The organism is Paenibacillus planticolens (assembly GCF_013141725.1).
GTDB lineage: Bacteria > Bacillota > Bacilli > Paenibacillales > NBRC-103111 > Paenibacillus_E > Paenibacillus_E planticolens.
Genome location: NZ_WHNZ01000022.1, coordinates 23,600 through 41,171, shown reverse-complemented (window position 1 = coordinate 41,171; position 17,572 = coordinate 23,600). Strand labels below are relative to the sequence as shown.

Annotated in this window: 8 protein-coding genes; all 8 read left to right on the top strand. The window is 49.6% G+C overall.

Annotation, left to right across the window (positions count from 1 at the left end; genetic code table 11):
* Positions 1–123: 123 nt before the first annotated feature.
* The 8 genes from GC097_RS11395 to GC097_RS11365 all read left to right on the top strand — a co-directional run bounded on the left by GC097_RS11395 (position 124) and on the right by GC097_RS11365 (position 17,528).
* Positions 124–1,017: an NUDIX hydrolase gene (locus tag GC097_RS11395; RefSeq protein ID WP_171683430.1), complete on the top strand. Its 894-nt coding sequence runs from the start codon at positions 124–126 to the stop codon at positions 1,015–1,017.
* Entirely contained in the window at positions 1,014–1,565 is a 552-nt protein-coding gene (gene ybiA, locus GC097_RS11390; protein WP_171683429.1) for a riboflavin biosynthesis intermediates N-glycosidase, read from the top strand. The genes GC097_RS11395 and ybiA overlap by 4 nt, the downstream gene beginning before the upstream one ends.
* A 39-nt stretch (positions 1,566–1,604) precedes the next feature.
* Positions 1,605–2,432: a TIGR02452 family protein gene (locus GC097_RS11385; RefSeq protein WP_171683428.1), complete on the top strand. Its 828-nt coding sequence runs from the start codon at positions 1,605–1,607 to the stop codon at positions 2,430–2,432.
* A 69-nt stretch (positions 2,433–2,501) separates the two neighbouring features.
* The gene (locus GC097_RS34945; protein ID WP_312875649.1) at positions 2,502–2,675 is read left to right on the top strand and encodes an ADP-ribosylglycohydrolase family protein; all 174 of its coding nucleotides are present in this window, start codon (positions 2,502–2,504) and stop codon (positions 2,673–2,675) included.
* Positions 2,657–3,379: an ADP-ribosylglycohydrolase family protein gene (locus GC097_RS11380; protein WP_312875648.1), complete on the top strand. Its 723-nt coding sequence runs from the start codon at positions 2,657–2,659 to the stop codon at positions 3,377–3,379. Before GC097_RS34945 ends, GC097_RS11380 begins: the two co-directional genes overlap by 19 nt.
* A gap of 401 nt (positions 3,380–3,780) precedes the next feature.
* Entirely contained in the window at positions 3,781–4,467 is a 687-nt protein-coding gene (locus GC097_RS11375; protein ID WP_171683427.1) for a S1 family peptidase, read from the top strand.
* Positions 4,468–4,608: 141 nt separating this feature from the next.
* Positions 4,609–9,894, top strand: a complete 5,286-nt coding sequence (locus GC097_RS11370) for a hypothetical protein (RefSeq protein ID WP_171683426.1) — start codon at positions 4,609–4,611, stop codon at positions 9,892–9,894.
* A gap of 35 nt (positions 9,895–9,929) precedes the next feature.
* The gene (locus GC097_RS11365) at positions 9,930–17,528 is read left to right on the top strand and encodes an S-layer homology domain-containing protein (protein WP_171683425.1); all 7,599 of its coding nucleotides are present in this window, start codon (positions 9,930–9,932) and stop codon (positions 17,526–17,528) included.
* Positions 17,529–17,572: the final 44 nt, after the last annotated feature.

The following is a 17,572-nucleotide window of genomic DNA, read 5'->3' as shown; positions in this document are numbered from 1 at the left end:
ATATGGGCATTCACGTATAACTTGCAAATTCTTTATATTGCCATTGATAGTAATAAAATGTTATTATCAAAGTATTACTAAGATGAAATCTGGAATACTGGTTGGTTAAGGGAGGCAAAGACGTTGGATTTGTTGGATCGCGATGGCCTTACAGAACGCGAATTTTTGGAGCATTACCGGGCCGGAGATTATGAGCGGCCATCTGTGGCTGCAGATATGGTCATTTTCACTGTAACGAACATGGAGGCGGATAGTTATCGTAAGCTTCCGGAAAAAGAGCTGCGAATACTCCTCATACGCCGGGGAGGGCACCCGTTCCTGGGCAAATGGGCACTTCCGGGCGGCTTTGTCCGACCGGGTGAGACGACGGAACAGGCAGCGGTGAGAGAGCTGCGCGAGGAAACGGGTGTGGCTGAAGTTTATTTGGAGCAGCTGTACACCTTCAGCGATATTGGGCGGGATCCCCGTACCTGGGTGATGAGCTGCAGCTATATGGCATTGATCAACAGCGATCAAATACAGCTGAAAGCAGGGGATGACGCTTCCGACGCTGCTTGGTTCCAGGTATCCTATCGGCTTCTTCGGGAGCGGAAAGAGCTTAACGAGGAAGGATATGTAAAAACGTTTGAATACGAGCTCAAGCTAAGCAGCAAAGAAGAAGAGCTTACAGCGGTCGTGGAACGGACGTTGACGGCAAAGATGAGCTCGACGTCAACAGCATACTCCATCGTTTCTAATAACGGGTTGGCTTTCGATCATGCCAAAATTATAGCCTGCGCCATTGAGCGACTACGGGGAAAAGTGAATTATACCGACATTGCGCTGCATCTAATGCCGAGGCTTTTTACCTTGACAGAGTTGCAACAGGTTTACGAAGTGATTTTGGATAAAGAACTGCTGAAGGCTGCTTTTCGGCGTAAAGTAGCCGAACTCGTGGAGGAGACAGATCATTACACTGAAAATGCGGGACACCGTCCTTCGCGTTTGTATCGGAGAAATATGGAGGAATATCGATGATATACAATATCAAGGATTTAAGAAAAGCTTATAGCGCGGGACAATCGTTTAAATTTGTGTTTTTCTGGGGCCATACGCCTCCGAATGATGGTGGCATAGATAAAAGCTGCTTCAGCCAATGGTGGATGAGCCCGTTCGAGGTTGAGGGGACTGCGTATTCTTGTCCTGAGCAATTTATGATGGCCGAAAAGGCAAGGTTGTTCGGAGATAACGAAATGCTGGACGTAATCCTTAAAGCAAATCATCCAAAGGAGATGAAAAGTTACGGGCGTGCGGTTAGAAACTTCGACAAGGACACTTGGGACAACGAATGCTACGATATCGTCAAAAGAGGTAGCTTCGCTAAATTTTCGCAGAATCCGAAGCTTGGCGACTATCTCAAGTCGACGAATAACCGGATTATCGTAGAAAGCAGCCCGCTGGATTGCATTTGGGGGATCGGCATGAGCCAATCCGATCCGGAAGTGGAGAATCCCGTTAAATGGCGTGGCAGGAATTTGCTTGGATTCGCGCTGACAGAGGTGCGGGACGTATTGCTACGGGATTAAATTCGAGGTGTTAAAACAGGAAGTAGGGGAGGAAAGAATATGAGCAGAAAAGTAATTGCCGAGGAAACCTTGCGGATACAAAGGCAGGGCTTCTATGAATATAATGGGACCCGGGTTGAATTCGCCACTGAGCAAAAACACTCTGAGGAGAATAGCGAGTTGATTACGCCGGAACAGGGAAAGGTGCTGGTTAAAGGAACTGCTGGACTTTTAAGACTGCCGCAAACTGCCGCCTGTTCCGTTGCCAACGAGTCCACAGTGAAGGCGATTTTGGATTTTGCAGAGGCAAAAAAAGAGCGCATTGGCGTACTAAACTTCGCCAGCGCCAAAAATCCTGGAGGAGGGTTTTTAAACGGAGCGATGGCTCAGGAAGAAAGCTTAGCGGCATCCAGTGGATTATATGAAACGCAACTGCGTAATGAAAGCTATTATAAAGCGAATCGGGCTTGCGGAACGATGATGTACACAGATTACGCCATCTATTCGCCGGACGTGGTGTTTTTCCGTAACCAGCAGTTCGGACTTTTAGAGCGACCGGTGACTGCATCTGTTTTGACGCTGCCCGCCGTGAATTTTGGGCAGGTTCTGCTCAAAGGAGAAGACCCCCTGGAGGCGGAACGCTTGATGAAAGACCGAATGCGACTAGCCTTGGCGATATTCGCCCAAAAAGGCGATAAGAACCTCATCTTGGGCGCATACGGATGCGGAGTATTCAGGAACGATCCGGTGAAGGTGGCCCGGTGGTGGCGGGAACTTTTGGTGGATGAAGGCTTGGGATTCCTGTTTTCGGTAATCCGTTTTGCGGTATTGGACAATTCCAAAGAGAGCAAGTGTTTGTTTGCTTTTGAAAAAGAACTCAATATTTGATGAGATTGTAACTACGGTTATGATAGCTGTGGAAAAATGGCCTCAGACAAGGGGAGGAGCGTGGTTTTTATGGAAGATGAACGATTGCACGATAGAATCAAGGGCGGATTATATGGTGTAGCCGTTGGGGATGCTTTGGGAGGTACAACTGAATTTATGACAACCCGGGAGATCAACTCCGTTACGGCTATTTGGCGGATATCGTTGGTGGTGGAGTTTGGCAGTTGGAGCCGGGAGAAGTAACAGACGATACCATGATGACGCTTTGTGTAGCTGAGGGCATCCTTGAAAACCCGCTGGAACCTTTGGAGTCAATTGGTCGCCGCTTTATGGAATGGTATCATTCTAGGCCAAAGGACATTGGAAACACGATTCGTCACGTTTTCGAGAATTTCGAGGATAATTGGTTTGAAGCAGCCTTTCTTACCGATATGGATCTGGGTCAAAGTGCTGGAAATGGCTCTTTAATGAGATGTTTGCCAATAGCACTGGCGTATACAGATATGACTAGCATTGAAACGATATCAAGGATGCATTCGAAGATGACGCACTACGATGAGAGATGTAATGAAGCATGCGTCATCTATAATCGAATTGCTTACCGTCTTCTTCGACGCGAAGAAATGAGAGATGCTATCTTGTGTGAAGTAACAGGTACCGAGTATGAGAGTTCCATAAAATCAGTGCCGGTTTGTGAACCAAGTGGCTTTGTTGTACATACGTTTCGATGGGTGTTACACATTCTGATGGTTTCATCGGATTTCAGTGAGGTTGTTCAAAAGGCGGCAAATTTGGGTGGAGATTCAGATACGATCGGTGCTATTGCCGGTGGTTTAGCTGGCATCTACTATGGTTATGAAGGAATTCCTGCGAATTATAAAGATTCGATATTGATTAAGGATCGACTTGATCAAGTTGCGTTTCAAATATGGGCGCAAAGGCGTTGAAGAGTCGGGAAAGTAAAAAAATAGGGAGCAGTTTGCCACGGGGCAATAAGCAAGATTACAAGGCTATCTAATAATTTCTGAATAAAAGTATGAGAAGGTGTCCCCAGTCATTTCGATGACTTGTGGGACACCCTTTTTTGTTTACAAAACGCGTCTAGCCTGGGATGAGCTTAGCGTTTGGGAACAGACTATGCCCCCTCATTTTCCAGCTGAGATGTCGTTTTTCAGTGCTACCGTAAGCGGAGAGCGCAAAAGGTTGAAGTTAACGCCGTAAAACAAGTTCTCTTCCATCGAAATAACAATTTTCGACTTTTTGTGAGAATTTTGAGAGAGCCCTTTTGTATAATAGGTCAGGTATCATAGGGAAGTCCTGCGACTAAAGTCACAAAGGAGATGTCGAAATGAAACGAACTGGCAGAGCGATGATATTGGCGCTCATGGCACTGTTCCTGTTTCTTGGCGGGTTTTCCATTACTCAAGCGGACCCTCCGGACAAACATGACGGGGAAAGCCTATATGTCTCTGTGGAACAAGCAATATTCTATGTCCGGGTATTTCGTTCTGATGGAACTCTTAAAGATGTGGGTACCGGTTTTTTGATCCGTTCGGACGGTACAGCCTTGACTGCTGATCATGTAGTGAAGGAGGCGGACAGGATCGAATGCGTGCTGAACGACGCTTCCGTTGTACCTTGCCGAACGGTCGTAGAAAGCGACCTACAGGATACAGCAGTGCTGAAACTGTCCCCTTTATCAGACACTTCGGGGACCGAGCAGCCCTTTCCGTTTATACCTCTGCGGAAGAATGCCGTGAAGCACGGAGAGAAAGTATTTGCCATCGGTTATCCCATAAAGGATACCCAGATCATTACGGAAGGCATCGTGAATGCTCCCCGCGCTGCGATTAATGGAAGGGATCGCATAATGGTATCTTCGCAGCTGGTGAGCGGTATGTCCGGCGGCCCTTTGCTGGATTCGTTTGGGTTTGCGGCGGGGATTCTTTCCGGTTCTCTGCGCACGATGAACGGCATTCATCTGGCCGTAGACACACAAGCGGTGATGCAGGTGCTGGAGCAGGATGAACATTAGTGTGTGGTTGGGAGTTTTACCCAAGGAAGGGTCTCTCCGTATGATGAACAATATTCATCTTGTCGTGAATACGGAATATATCCATTGGTTGATGAAGGATGATTCATTCAGGGTCAGCCAATACAATCAGGAGGTTAAAGCGTGAATCAACGGATCGGAAAACGAATTTCAATCTTTCTGGTGGCGTGTATGCTGATGACGACGCTGCTTTCCCATTTATCGATGGATGTAGCGAAAGCTGACACGCAAGCACCATATTTGCCCATTTATGTGAACACGAACAAAATTGTTAACCATGGTGATATGCCTACATGGAATAGGAGTTATGATTATACGCCAGGCAAGACGGACGATATAACATTTTTTTCGATATTTTATCAAGCTGCCTATTCGTGTAGTGCATATCCTGGAGTATCCGTCGCAATTAATGATGATAAAATCACGGACTGTGAAGATTCCAAAAAGTTTTCGCCTACTAATGTTGATCACGTGCGCGGTTTTTTCAACGGAACAATTGAGATTTCCAAAATCCCGGGATTGAAACGGCTGGCGGAAGGCGGCAGAGCAAAATTTCTGCTTAAAATTGATAAATTGATAACGGGCGAACATCAGGCTTCCATTCGTCTCTATATTAATAATCAACAAATTTGGTCTGAGTCCAGTGGGTCAAAAACAGGTGGTAAAAAAGTGGATTCTGATTGGCAAAGCTTCGGCCCGAACGACACCATTATGATTGAGACAGAGACGAGCGGCACGGGTACAAGCGCGGAAGGTCTTCGCTTGTACTTTGCCGATATCACTTTGCCTACGATTGCGGATTATACGTTTAAATCCGACGGTACGGAGAGGGTTAACAAGGAAGGGCAGAAGCAGTTGTTCATGAGAAAGGATCAATCCATTGGGCTGCAATACAACTTCAGCAAGCCTGTAAGAGCAACCGTCTTCAATGATAAATTATTCGATAAGCACTTGCTGTATACGGTGCCCCCCGGCTACGGTCTGCCCACCGATAACACACAGCAGGGCATGAGCTTGCCAGAAGGCTTCTATGAAAATTCTATTAAATACAATCTGGGCGATGCAAGCACCTTCAAATTTATCAAACAGCTTCCCTATACATACAAGGTTTCGGATTATCATCACTCTGGCAATATTCCGATTAGCAATGGCGGAGAGCTGGAGACCAAATCGCAGAATTTCTACAGCATGAAGGAAAGGCTGGAGGGAGCTGCCTACTATGATGCAGCGGGGAATCCGCTTGAACTGTCAGGCTTCATGAAAGCGAGCGCCGACAGTCTACCCTATCTAAGCAATCGGGTTGTCAATCCGTTTGATTATGCCGTTAAAGACAAAGGCTACGCGATCATCCCAGACGCCGTGCCTCCCCAATATAATTTGAACGGCAACGGCATCACGCCGGAAATTCTTACGGGACTTGTTTTAAATGAAGGGAAAGAGATCGAATTTACCGTAGAGCTTAACAAAGATACCTTAGTCAAAGACGGGTGGTCGGAGGATGGGCTGTATCTTTTATTCAATAATGGAATGAAGGCCAAATATGTCGCTCAGGAAAATACGGGACCGAACACGAGACTATGGAAATTTAAAATGACAATTCCTGCCGGGGTAAATGTGGAAACATCGCTGTTAAAAGCGATTGCGCTCACTCATGAGGCAAAAGGGACGGATACAGGGGTCATCCAGGATTATGCCGGCAACCTGCTGATGGAGACGGCCAACACGGACAAACCGAATCCGATCGACCCTAAGAAGCCGAAGTCCACGACCAAGATCGACTGGGCAAATCTGTCCATTGACAATACGCCGCCCGAGATCAGCTTTCGGTATTCTTCGGGAGGCGCTACCGGAGCCTTATACGCAAGATCCGGAAAAATCACGATCGATTCGACTGACCCTGACTTGATGGTTCCTGCCCTTGATCCGGATAAAAGTGTAACAAAACGGCCCAGCAAAGGCATCTACCGTCCCGGCAACATGACAGGGGTAAAGCCTGGGGAATCGCCGGAGGTGGGGCTGGTGTATTATACATGGAGCCAGAGCCCTGCCGATCCGTTCGCAGGGAAGGAAGCGGACCATTTTGCGGCAATCAAGCGTTATTCGCTGACGGCCAAGCAGCCAGGTGACGGATTGTATCCCGGCAATACGGTAACGTTGAAGGCGGCCAACAATAAAACCAATATGATCGAGCCGCCTGCAGCCGCTTTATCTGAAGAGAACAGCGGAGCATGGTATCTGCACACCTGGACCGCGGACATGACATGGGATTCAGCGAGAGAGCTTGCACAATACAACAAGATGAAGACTTTCCAGGCGGCAAACACTGCGGTCTTTAACGGTTGGGTAGCCGACTACAAGTCGAACAATGCCGGGGCTTCCGATGCGGATGCACAAAAATATGCCGAGGACAAGGCCATGGTAGAAGTAGGCAATTACTCGGAATGGCCGCTGGCCGACTTTAAGAAAGACGATGCCAACTGGGTGTATGCACAGGGGACACTGCTTTTGGACAACAAAAAACCGAGCATTAACTTCGGAACGGTCAGCGGGGATTCAACGCCGGAGGTCAAGGTGCAGGTGTCCGTTACTGATGAGCACAGCGGTGTCGGAGCTAAACAATTCCAATGGGTTAAGCAGGGAGAGGAGCCGCAAGACATCGACTGGCTGGATGTTCCGGCGAACGATGAGATTACGACTTTCAATCATGTGCTGGGTGATGGAACTTATCAATTGGTTGTGAAGGCAGTGGACAAGGCGGGTAATCAAGCCATTGAAAAGATGAATACCGCTGTAACCGTAGATTCCTCGGTGAAAGTCAGCGCCGCTTTCTCTCCCGAAACGAATGGCAGTTATATCAAAAGTCCGGAGGTCAACTTCACGATTAACGGGATCAACGTAGAGAGCGTAAGGTACGCCGTGACAAACACTGCGGCTGCTCCTTCCGATTATCCTTCCGTCGCCCGGGCTGTTTACGACACAGTGAGCAGTGCCGTCTATAGCGCTGCGTCTTATGTCATTGCACCGGATCCCAACATCAATGGGACATACGCCGTTCATGTGAAGGTCAAGGAAGAGGGCGCGGAAAGGTACTATACGTATTCCAAACAGTATCAGGTAGACAACGAGGCTCCGGAAATCACGTTTAGCAAAAACGGCGTCACTTACCCTTTGGAACAACAAAGTGTTGTAGTGACCGTAAGCGATAAGTTAAGCGGTGTGGCCATAAAGAAATATCAGTGGCTGAGATCAGGGGCTCCGGCGCCCGTGAAGGACTCCGCTGGATGGTCGGAGCTTCCAGTGGATGGAGCGGTGACGATTGATTCTACCCGCTTATCTCCGGGCGAAATGGCCGACTATGTACTTTACGTTCTTGGCGAGGATGTCGTAGGCAACAACACCGTGACTCACACGGGAACATTCAAGGTTGCCCGAAAAGCGGAGGCGGAGACTCCTGCTGCTGGTGATTCGGACTTGCTCTATATATACGAGGATGGCGGCAACGGATACACAGCCGTATTGAAGTTGAACCTGGAAAACTCCGTGAAGGAAGGCTACAGATACTCCCTGTCTACGGACGGCGGAAGCTCATGGGGCAGATGGCTCCCTTACTCCAATTTTATCGAAGTTGGAGGGCTGAAGGACCGAACCGCAGACCATATTCTCCTTATGGCTAAGTTCAGAAGCCCGGGAGGCGCGGAAAGCGCGGCTGTAGGCTTGAATACGAAAACTGTTTCAATCGATGAGCCGGTATATGGAATTGCTTCTCACAGCACGTTACGGCCTGTGAAGCCGGAGAACTTTGTTCTGGAGCTGAAGGTTCCGGCAGGTATCCGGGTGGTTCCGCAGGCAGGGAACAACCCTTCCGAGCCGACCCGGATCAAGGGCAACAAATTTGGCATCGCCAAGAACGGTGTCTACTCCTTTGACCTGACTGATCTGACCAACAGCGCAAGAAAGGATACGCTTATGGTGGTGGTGGACAATCTGGACGGCGTGCCTCCTGAAGGAAGCGTTGAATACTCCATGACATCGAAGACTATTGGCAATGTGATTGCGAGGCTGGATACGTCCAAGCCTGTAAGGATTTTAAACAATGGAGGAAAATCCGCTTACACATTTACCGAGAACGGAAGCTTCACCTTCATGATGGAGGATGAGGCAGGCAACTCGGCATCCGTGACGGCAGAGGTACACAACATAGACCGGACCCCTCCGGAAGCGAGAATCGTACGTTCTTATGCGTACGGGGAGAACGGAAGCAATACGTTCAAAACACTCAAGGATACAAACGGTCAAGTTCTTATGGCGCAAGGGGTTGTGCTGAATGTCGAGAAGCCGAATTCCCAGGCAAAAGAATTCCACATCGTTAGGGGGACAAACGGCACGACTCTTGTGCAAAATGGCGAAGTGAACTTTACAATCGTTGACGATGCAGGCAACACGTCGGTGATAAGCGATCAAATTACCAACATTATCCCGTTCCTGTCCGATCCCGAAAGCATCAAATATGAGTTTGTGGATGATGAAGGAGCATTAATTCCCGATGATCGAATCGTAGTCATTGGTGGCACTAAGGTTGCCAAAGGGCGAGTAAAAGTAACCATATCCGGTCATGTACAGGCTCCCAACCAGGTATTCTTGGGAACCGCTCCGGCAGGTGACGGTAACGGAGGCTATACCAATCGGATCAGCGATGAGGACGGAAATTACAGCTATTCCAGAATTTTTGCGGCGAATGGCCAGACTTATTTTACGATCAGCGATGCTCTAGGCAATGTGAACAAGCTGCCTATCGTGATCCAGGGAATCGATAACAAGCCACCGATCATTACGCTGAACAAGCCGATTGCCTTTGTCGAGAAGAACAGACCGGATTTCAATGTTTTATCCGATTTGGGAGGCTTCACCGTGTCCGATGATTTCTCCAAGCCAGGCAGCATTGACGTGGAAGCAAGCGGTCTTGATATTAGCCGGGTCGGCGCGCAAACCGTGACTTATACGGCAAAAGATGAAGCGGGCAATGTGTCCACCGTGGAGCAGAAGGTATACGTTCTGCCAGGTGACGGTCTCATGATATTGGGGAATGGGGAACTGATCTCCGCAGAGCAATCGGAAAAAGTGCTGTTTGACACCAATGTCGTGACCTTCCAAATATCCAAATACAATCTTATGGATGTAGCCGGAGAGACCCTGGTGAACGAGTGGGGAACCTACGATGTGTTCTACCAAAGCGGACTTTATCGGGAAGGCCAGATGAAATACATTGCAAAAGGCTTATCCCTGAAGGAGCTTCTGCAGAAATCGTTCACCGTCGAATTTCCTAAAACGGGCTGGTATACCCTCATTGTCAGAACGCAGGAAAGAGAGAGGGAATATACCACATTCTTTATAGGAAACATGTTTCGTTAAATCCGAGACAGGCTAAGGAGGCAAGAACAACTATTATGAAAAGCTTGAGAAAAAAGCTCGTTACATGGGTGGTTTATACCCTGCTTGTTTCATTGCTTATGAATGTGGCTCCCGTAGCCGCATTGGCCGAAGAAATTCAGAAGGCCGGGGGAACGACGATTTCCAATGACTTCATCAAAGTCACCGTTGACAATACCTCGGGGCGTTTCGGGATACGCACGGTGGGAGGACAGCCTGTTAGGAAGAAGGATAAAGGCGTCAATATGCTGTTCGGAGGCGATGATCCACAGTCTTCCTTCACCACCTTTCGGATCGACGGAACGGACTATATATTCGGAAATCCATATAAATTTGCCGTAGATTTCTTTTCTGAGATAACAAAGCCCCAGATTGTGGCCAACACGGATGGAACGAAGCAGATTGAAACGGTGTGGACAATCAAGGGAGTGAGTATCAAGCAGATTCTGATGCTGTACACAAACTCAGCGGACAAACAAAATGCCGGCAACGTGAATGTCAGATACGAGGTTCTGAACAGCAACGGCAAAGAAGTTCAATTGGGTACCAGAATATTGCTGGATACGATGGTGGGAGGGAATGACGGTCCGGCCTTCCAGGTCGGCACCGCCTCCAAAGCGCCACTCACGGTGGAAAGAAAGCTGATTCACAATCCCGAGGATGACCCCGGCATTCCGGAGGGGGAGCGACCGATGTACAAGCTCCCCGCTTACTGGGTGATGAAGGACAAGCTGGATTTGACCAATCCTTTGGCCACGAACGTGATTGCTTACGGGATGAACAATTTTTCTGAGAAAAATGTCAACACCGTCGACGAGATGATCGTTGGACATTGGAACGGTCTCGCCAATACGAAATGGGATTACACGGTGAACCCGAACCTGGACTTTACCCGGGATACCAATGACTACGGCACCGCCGATGCTGCGGTGGCCCTTTACTGGAATCCTAATAAGATCGCACCAGGCGGAGTCAAGTCTTTTGAAACCGTATATGGCCTCGGGGAAATCATCCAGCCGGACAAGGTGTTCTCTATCCGGTACATGGATCCGGTGAATCAGCTCGCCACCCTCGATGACGGAAGCGCCTATCAAGACGAGGGCATCTTCAACATTACGGCCGAGGTGGAAAATCTCGAGGTTTTCCAAATGGAGCATTCCTACATGGATGTCGAGCTTACGCTTGATGGCGGCCTTGACTTTGTGAAATTGGACGAGAAAGGAAATATGGTCAGAGACGGAAGCGGGAAAGCTGTGACGACCCCTTACAGGTCGACCAGCTTGACTCTGCGTAAAGAGGCTACGCCGGAGGAAGCGAGCCATGGGATTCAGCCCAAATACAAGCCTGGGGATACCGTCTCCGTATCCTTCAAGGTGAAGGCCAAGGGCAGAGCCTGGCCAACGGTGAAGGAGCACTTGATGACGGTGAAAAGTCCCGAGACAAGTCAAAAATTGGAGACGATTCAGGATGAGAATATCAAGGCGGAATACATGTCCTCCAAAGGGGGATTCATCTTCCTGCCTCCGGTAGGAAATGCGACCCCTACGTACGTGTACGCGATGTCGCCGGAAGAATCATACCGTAAGGATGAAAAATATATCACCCTCAATATGTCAAATATCGAGGCTTATAATGTAGGAAGCGCCAATGTAGCCCCTAACTTCGATCTGTTTTTCAGAGAAGTGTTGACGGGAAAACGATACAAAGTGCCGGTCAAAGACTCGGTAATCATCCAATCGACGGACGAAGGGCTTACGGGGGATATGCGGATTACGTACCGTACCGGGGACCTGGTGGACGACTATGGCAAGGTGCTGGCTGCGAACCTGGGACCGGAGCTTCCCTTGGGCGAGTATCGGGTAGAAATCGATTTTAAGGGCGGAGCGGGAGTCGATGAGGAAACGGCTTCCATGTACAGCATCAAGACCTCCAAATCGTTCCGGGTTACCGATAACGATAAAGCGAGAATCCGTGAGGCGAAGATTTTGACGGTTACCAAAACCACGCTCGATCTGAGGGTGAACGCTCTGGGCAACGTGCTCAATCCAAGCACGAAGCTGACCGAAGTTAACAGGGCGTATCCGGGCTATAATGTGTCCAATATCGGCCAGCTGACTGCGGATGTGACCCAATTTGCGACCTTTAAAACCTCGCTGGTGGCGGCCAGCAAAGCGCTGGACCCTACTTTCGATGATGCTGGACTGGTTGATTTTGAGAATGTATCTGCTTATCGGATCGAAACGTTCCAAAGCGAAGACGAGCTGAAGGCCAGAAAAGGCAGCGGCGACGAGATGCTGGTTGAAATACGAGGCATGATCAAGCAAATCGGAAACGGAGATAAAGCGGAATATGTGGTGGATACGAAAACCGAGCCTGCCATTATTAACAAGACCGTAGCTTACAAGGGCAAAGACATCGTCTTTGTCAAAGGAAAGCTGGAGGCTTTGGGTATGAGCAGCGATCTTCCGTTTTTAAGTACTTTGTTTGTAAAAGGAGATGGCGATCTCACCATCTACAACAGCGGCTTCCTCTTCTACCGTGGAGAGTGGACCCTGGACTTCTTCAACAGCTTCAAGAAGACTTTCAGACTGAGCCAAGAGGAAAAGGACGCGAAGGATGAGAGGGCCAAGCAGAAGCTGGCCGAAGAGAAGGCCAAGAAAGCGAAGGAAAACCCTGAAGACAGCACGTTGAACGGCGCTTTCAAATGGGCGGTCGGCGCGGCCAGAGAGAGGATGAATCCGCTCCGTCAGTTAGCGATTGACAAGGTGTATTTTAATAAGATCAGCATGTATGCAACTCCAGGATTTTCGATTAGCGGCCTCTCCTTGGCCTTGAGCGACTTTCTGCTCCGAGAGGATGGGGTTTCGTTTGCCGGCACTATGAATCTGAAGGTGCTCGAGCCGGAGGTTAAGGACGTACTCTTTAATCAGAAGGGCTTTGTAGGCGTGGACGCGGCCTTGAGGTTCAATCTGGACAAAGATATGGGCTTGCTAGGTTCTCAGAACAAGAAAACTGGGGAGAAAGACGCTAAAGGGAAAGAGATCATCAAAAAGGGTGAGGGAACGACAGGGGACGTGTCCGGAGAGTTCAATGTCACTCACTATGTACAGAAGATGCCAGGCATATCCAACAAGTATGGAATGAAATTTAAGGCAGATCTCAAAAACATCGCCGTCATCAACGCCGAGATCGGATTTAAGCAGGTGTCTGACGGCAGAGTTTTGCCCGACGTCATTGCTTTTGGCGCCGAGGATATGGACCCGGGCATTCTCATCAGCGGTGCCACTTACCTGACAGGCGTAAGAGGAGCCATCCGGGAACTGGCGGATACGATTGCTGGAGGCAATAAAGATGTGCCTCTGACCATCGGAGCTGGGGTGGATGTTAGGTTCGGACTGCCTCCCGCTACCTTCTATGGCTCAATTGATTTGCTGTTGAAAATGTCGGGATTCAAGCTTGAGGGCAGGCTTGATTATTCCCCAAGCCCTTCGTCCAAAAGGGTCGAGATGCTGACTAAGGCATTGATCGAGGCGCAATGGTCGACCCCTTGGTTTGTCATGGCTGAGGCTGAGCTGGATGTATTCGGCTGGGATGTCATTATCGGCAACGCCCGAATCTTCGTCGGTCAGAATCTGGAGAAGAACCGAATTGATTTCGATGGCTTTGTCGGTGCCAAGGTGCAAATCCCGTCGAAAGTTCCTATCGTTGGAGGCATCAAATTAGGCAGCGTGTTCATGGGACTGAACAACGATAAAATCTATGGCGGTATCGGCGTCGGTATCGGCTTCATCATGATTGAGCTAGGCATCACCTATTACTGGAAAGGCGATCTGGAATTTGGCACCTCTGGTGAAGGCTTGCCGGAAGGTCTTGCTTATCTCCAACTGCAGGATGAGGAGGAGAGACCACGGCTGGTGGTAATCGGAGAAGGCATTCAGCCTGTGGCAACGTCCTGGACGTGGAACGAAAATCAGCTGCATGAGATCCAGTACCGCAGCGCAGGAGATGGCGTCAGCATCATGGATAGTGGTTCCATGGATGTTGGCATGGGTGGCATAACCGTTTCCAACGGCGGCAAAAATCATGTACTTCCGATGGGAAGCGTGACCGGGAACGGCTTGCTCGATGTAGAGTATTTTGGGAAGACGGCTCCTGAGTTGACTTTGAAGGACAATAAAACCGGAACCCTATATCCGGTCGTTTACTATCAGGCCGGGGCCGATGTGGCGAAGGGAACTGTCGCAGAGAAAGGTCATTTGCCGGGTTATACCCAGTTTATCCAAGGCTCACAAGCAGAAGGCACAATAGACCGGAGAAAAGCGTATATCGCCATTCCCAAAGAAGTCATCAAGGGAGGCGACTGGACGCTGTATGCCAACCAGTCAGTGGAAACGAAGCTGCTGAACATCCCTCTTCCTTCTACTCTGGAAGAAGTCAAGCTGACTCCGGACAGCTCCGATTCCAAGCTGTTTAGAGCTTCCTGGAAGGCCAGCAACTTCAAGAACGGGGATACAGTCAGCCTTTATCTGACCAAGGATGCGATTACCGGGGAAATGGAAACGGCCAAGGACAGCAACGGCCAAACGGTGCAAGTGCCGGCTGTCGGAGACCCTGGGATACTGCTGGCTAAAAATTTGCCGGTCGGTTTGGCAGGTACTGGCAGTACGACCATGGATGTCAGCCAAGTACCGCTGCTCGGTGGCATCGAAGATATCCGTGGATTGATCATGCAGGGGGATTACTACTTGAGGGCGGAGCTGCACTCCGTATCGAACTTCTCGACCAAAACCTCTGCGGAGAAGTTCCGCATTGTCGATCCGCTGGCCCCTGAACCGGTTAATCAGGTGAAGGTTGTACCGGCTGGTAACGGATATTTTGAAATATCCTTCAAGCCTGGCAAGGAAAAACCGGAACAAAAGGAATTCCCGCAGAGCTACTATATAGACGCGCTTCAGGAATCAGCTGGAGGAAAGCTTTCAGCCTATCCGCAATTCGGCGGTATCGCGCTCGAAGGGGAAGAGCTTCAGAAGTATTGGAATGAAGCAACAGGTCAATATGAGCATATCCGTGTTGGCGGATGGCAAGCCGTTTCTACTTCCAACCAGGTGGATCACGACACCCTCTCGGGAAGCCCGGCAGGGGGACAGGCGAAGCATACGGGTCTGGAAACCGGAAATGAATATGTGATCGGCGTCACAGCGGCTGTCAAGCCTCCGAAAAACTTGGATCAACACGAAAATTGGCATTATTCGGATAGGGCGGATTCCGTTAAAACTTTGCTGCCTGTGCCGCAGAAGCCGAAGCTTTCGTCTCCTACGGGCACTATGGGAGCTTCGGGAAATTCGCTGACGGTGCTAACGGCGAAGACCTCCCAGCGCATTGATCTTCTGTCCGATCAGAAGGATGTAGAGGTGGAAGCCATTTACTCGGAGAACACCATAGCAACCGTTGAGCTTTCCAATCAAGGAAGCGGAAGCTCGGGCGTGTTGGACTTGAGCAGCTTCCCTACGGATGGCACTTACGGCGTCGAGCTGAAGGCCAGAAACAAACGTACGGGCGATTTCTCGATCACGATGCTGTATTTGACGGTGGATACTACGCCGCCAATCCTCTATATTTCTTCTCCTAAAACAGGGGACAGAACGACGAACGGCAGTATAACCGTAACAGGCACGACAAGCAGCGACGCTGCTCTTACCGTGGGCGGAACACCGATTACGGTGCAGCCGGACGGCACATTCGAGGGAACCGTGCCAATTACAAGCAATGAGCCCAACGTCAAGCTGAATTTTGTCGCGGTGGATGGAGTGGGAAATCGCAATGAAGCGGTTGTAGATGTGACCAATAACGCCTTTAAGGCGCCGGTTGCTCTTGTTTTGAAGAAACCGTCGGACATGGTGCTGGGAGAAACAAAGCGTGTGGCGGCTTTTCTGAAATATGCGAAAGGGAAGGACGCAGCAGGCAAGGTTATCTATGAAGAGACGCCTGTCTCTCGTGAGGATCTAGCCAAGCTGAGCTTCTCAAGCTATATGGGAGAGGCTGTTCAAGTCGGAGAGGATGGAACGCTGCAGGCGATGAAATCAGGCTCCAGCATCGTAAGCGCCAGCTACAAAGTATCCGAAGATACGAATCTCAGCTCCATGGCAGTCGTGAAGGTCCCCGATAAGCTGGAAGCCTTGTCGGCGACTTCGAATAAAATCGACAATACGACCGGTAAAACCAGAATCAGCGTGTCGAACGCTGGAAATATGGATGGAGCGGAGCTGGTGTACAAGATCGGTGCCAATGTGTCTAAGCTGTACGACGACTTGTCGAGCTGGACTCTTATACCTTCGAATATGATCATTCCGGCTTCGAACGGAGACTATTTGGTCGTTGCGAAGAGAAGCATCGAAGATAAGCGAGCTTTGGGGACAAGTTCAAGAATCACTGCGCAGGTTTGGATGCCAGCCATCGGAGGTGGCTTTGGAGGCGGCATTGGCGGAGGTTCCCCAGCGACGACTTCTACCGTGAACGGAAAACAGGTAGCTCAGCAGCAAGTGAATGGCGTGTTGACGTTATCCATCGCAGGCAAGGAGCTGAACGCCGGCGAGAACCGTATCGTGGCTAACGATACATCCGCTCATACCTTTATCTTTAATCTGGATAAAAACGTGAAAGAAGATCAGGCGTTCAAAATTGACACGCCTCTGGCTTCTGTTCTGCTGAAGGAGAAATCGCTTCTGTCAGGCGCCCAGGGTTCTCAGGTGAAAATCGCCAAAAACAGCGAGTCTGAGATTCATAACCTCAAAGACATTGCCGCTGGAATAAATGCCTGGATGTTGGGACAGGGAGTAGCATTCAATCTTCCGTTGAAGGATGACCGCTTTGCGACTGTCAAAATACCAGTTCCTAGCGATGTAGCGACAGGCGAGATTAAAGCAGTAATTCTCAAGGATAGCAACGGCAGCTGGACGACCATCCCGTGGAAGTTGAATATGTCCGGTGACCAAGCTTATGTGGAGGCCAATCTGACAGGCAACGGAAGCATTGCGTTTATTGGAAACGAGACATCCTTCCAAGATGTTGACGCTAACTTCTGGGGCAAGAACAGTATCGATGAAGCGGCAGCCAAGCTTCTTATGGTTGGCAGAGATAACGGCGTATTTGCTCCGGACAACCAGGTGACAAGAGCGGAGTTCGCTACGGTATTGCTTCGCACGGCAGGGCTCATGAACAAGGAAGCATCCGCGCAATTCAAGGATGTTGGAAGCGGGGATTGGTTCTCGCGAAGTGCGGCTATCGCTGCGGAAAAAGGAATTGTTAATGGCTATGAGGACAATACCTTCAAGCCGAACCAAGAGTTAACCAGACTTCAAGCTATGGTCATGGCGGGAAGATTGCTGGATTATGCGGGAGCAGCAGACCGCATTAGCAATGAAGAGGTCAAAGAAATTGTAAGTTCGTTTGCCGATGGTTCTGAATTACCGGAATGGGCCGCAAGAGACGTGGCCATAAGCGTCAAGAACGGCATCATTCTGGGAACGGATGCAGGACTGGACGCGGCAGGCGTGCTGACAAGAGCGCAATCGGCAGCCATTGCGATCCGACTGGAGAAGCTTTTGGCGCCAAAATAATGTACAAACTGTAATAACTGTAATTCCATGGTCCAGCCCGAAGC

Excerpts from the sequence above, each read along its gene's own strand:
- ybiA (WP_171683429.1), top strand. The coding sequence starts at position 1,014 with ATGATATACAATATCAAGGATTTAAGAAAAGCTTATAGCGCGGGACAA.
- GC097_RS11385 (WP_171683428.1), top strand. The coding sequence starts at position 1,605 with ATGAGCAGAAAAGTAATTGCCGAGGAAACCTTGCGGATACAAAGGCAG.
- GC097_RS34945 (WP_312875649.1), top strand. The coding sequence starts at position 2,502 with ATGGAAGATGAACGATTGCACGATAGAATCAAGGGCGGATTATATGGT.
- GC097_RS11375 (WP_171683427.1), top strand. The coding sequence starts at position 3,781 with ATGAAACGAACTGGCAGAGCGATGATATTGGCGCTCATGGCACTGTTC.
- GC097_RS11365 (WP_171683425.1), top strand. The coding sequence starts at position 9,930 with ATGAAAAGCTTGAGAAAAAAGCTCGTTACATGGGTGGTTTATACCCTG.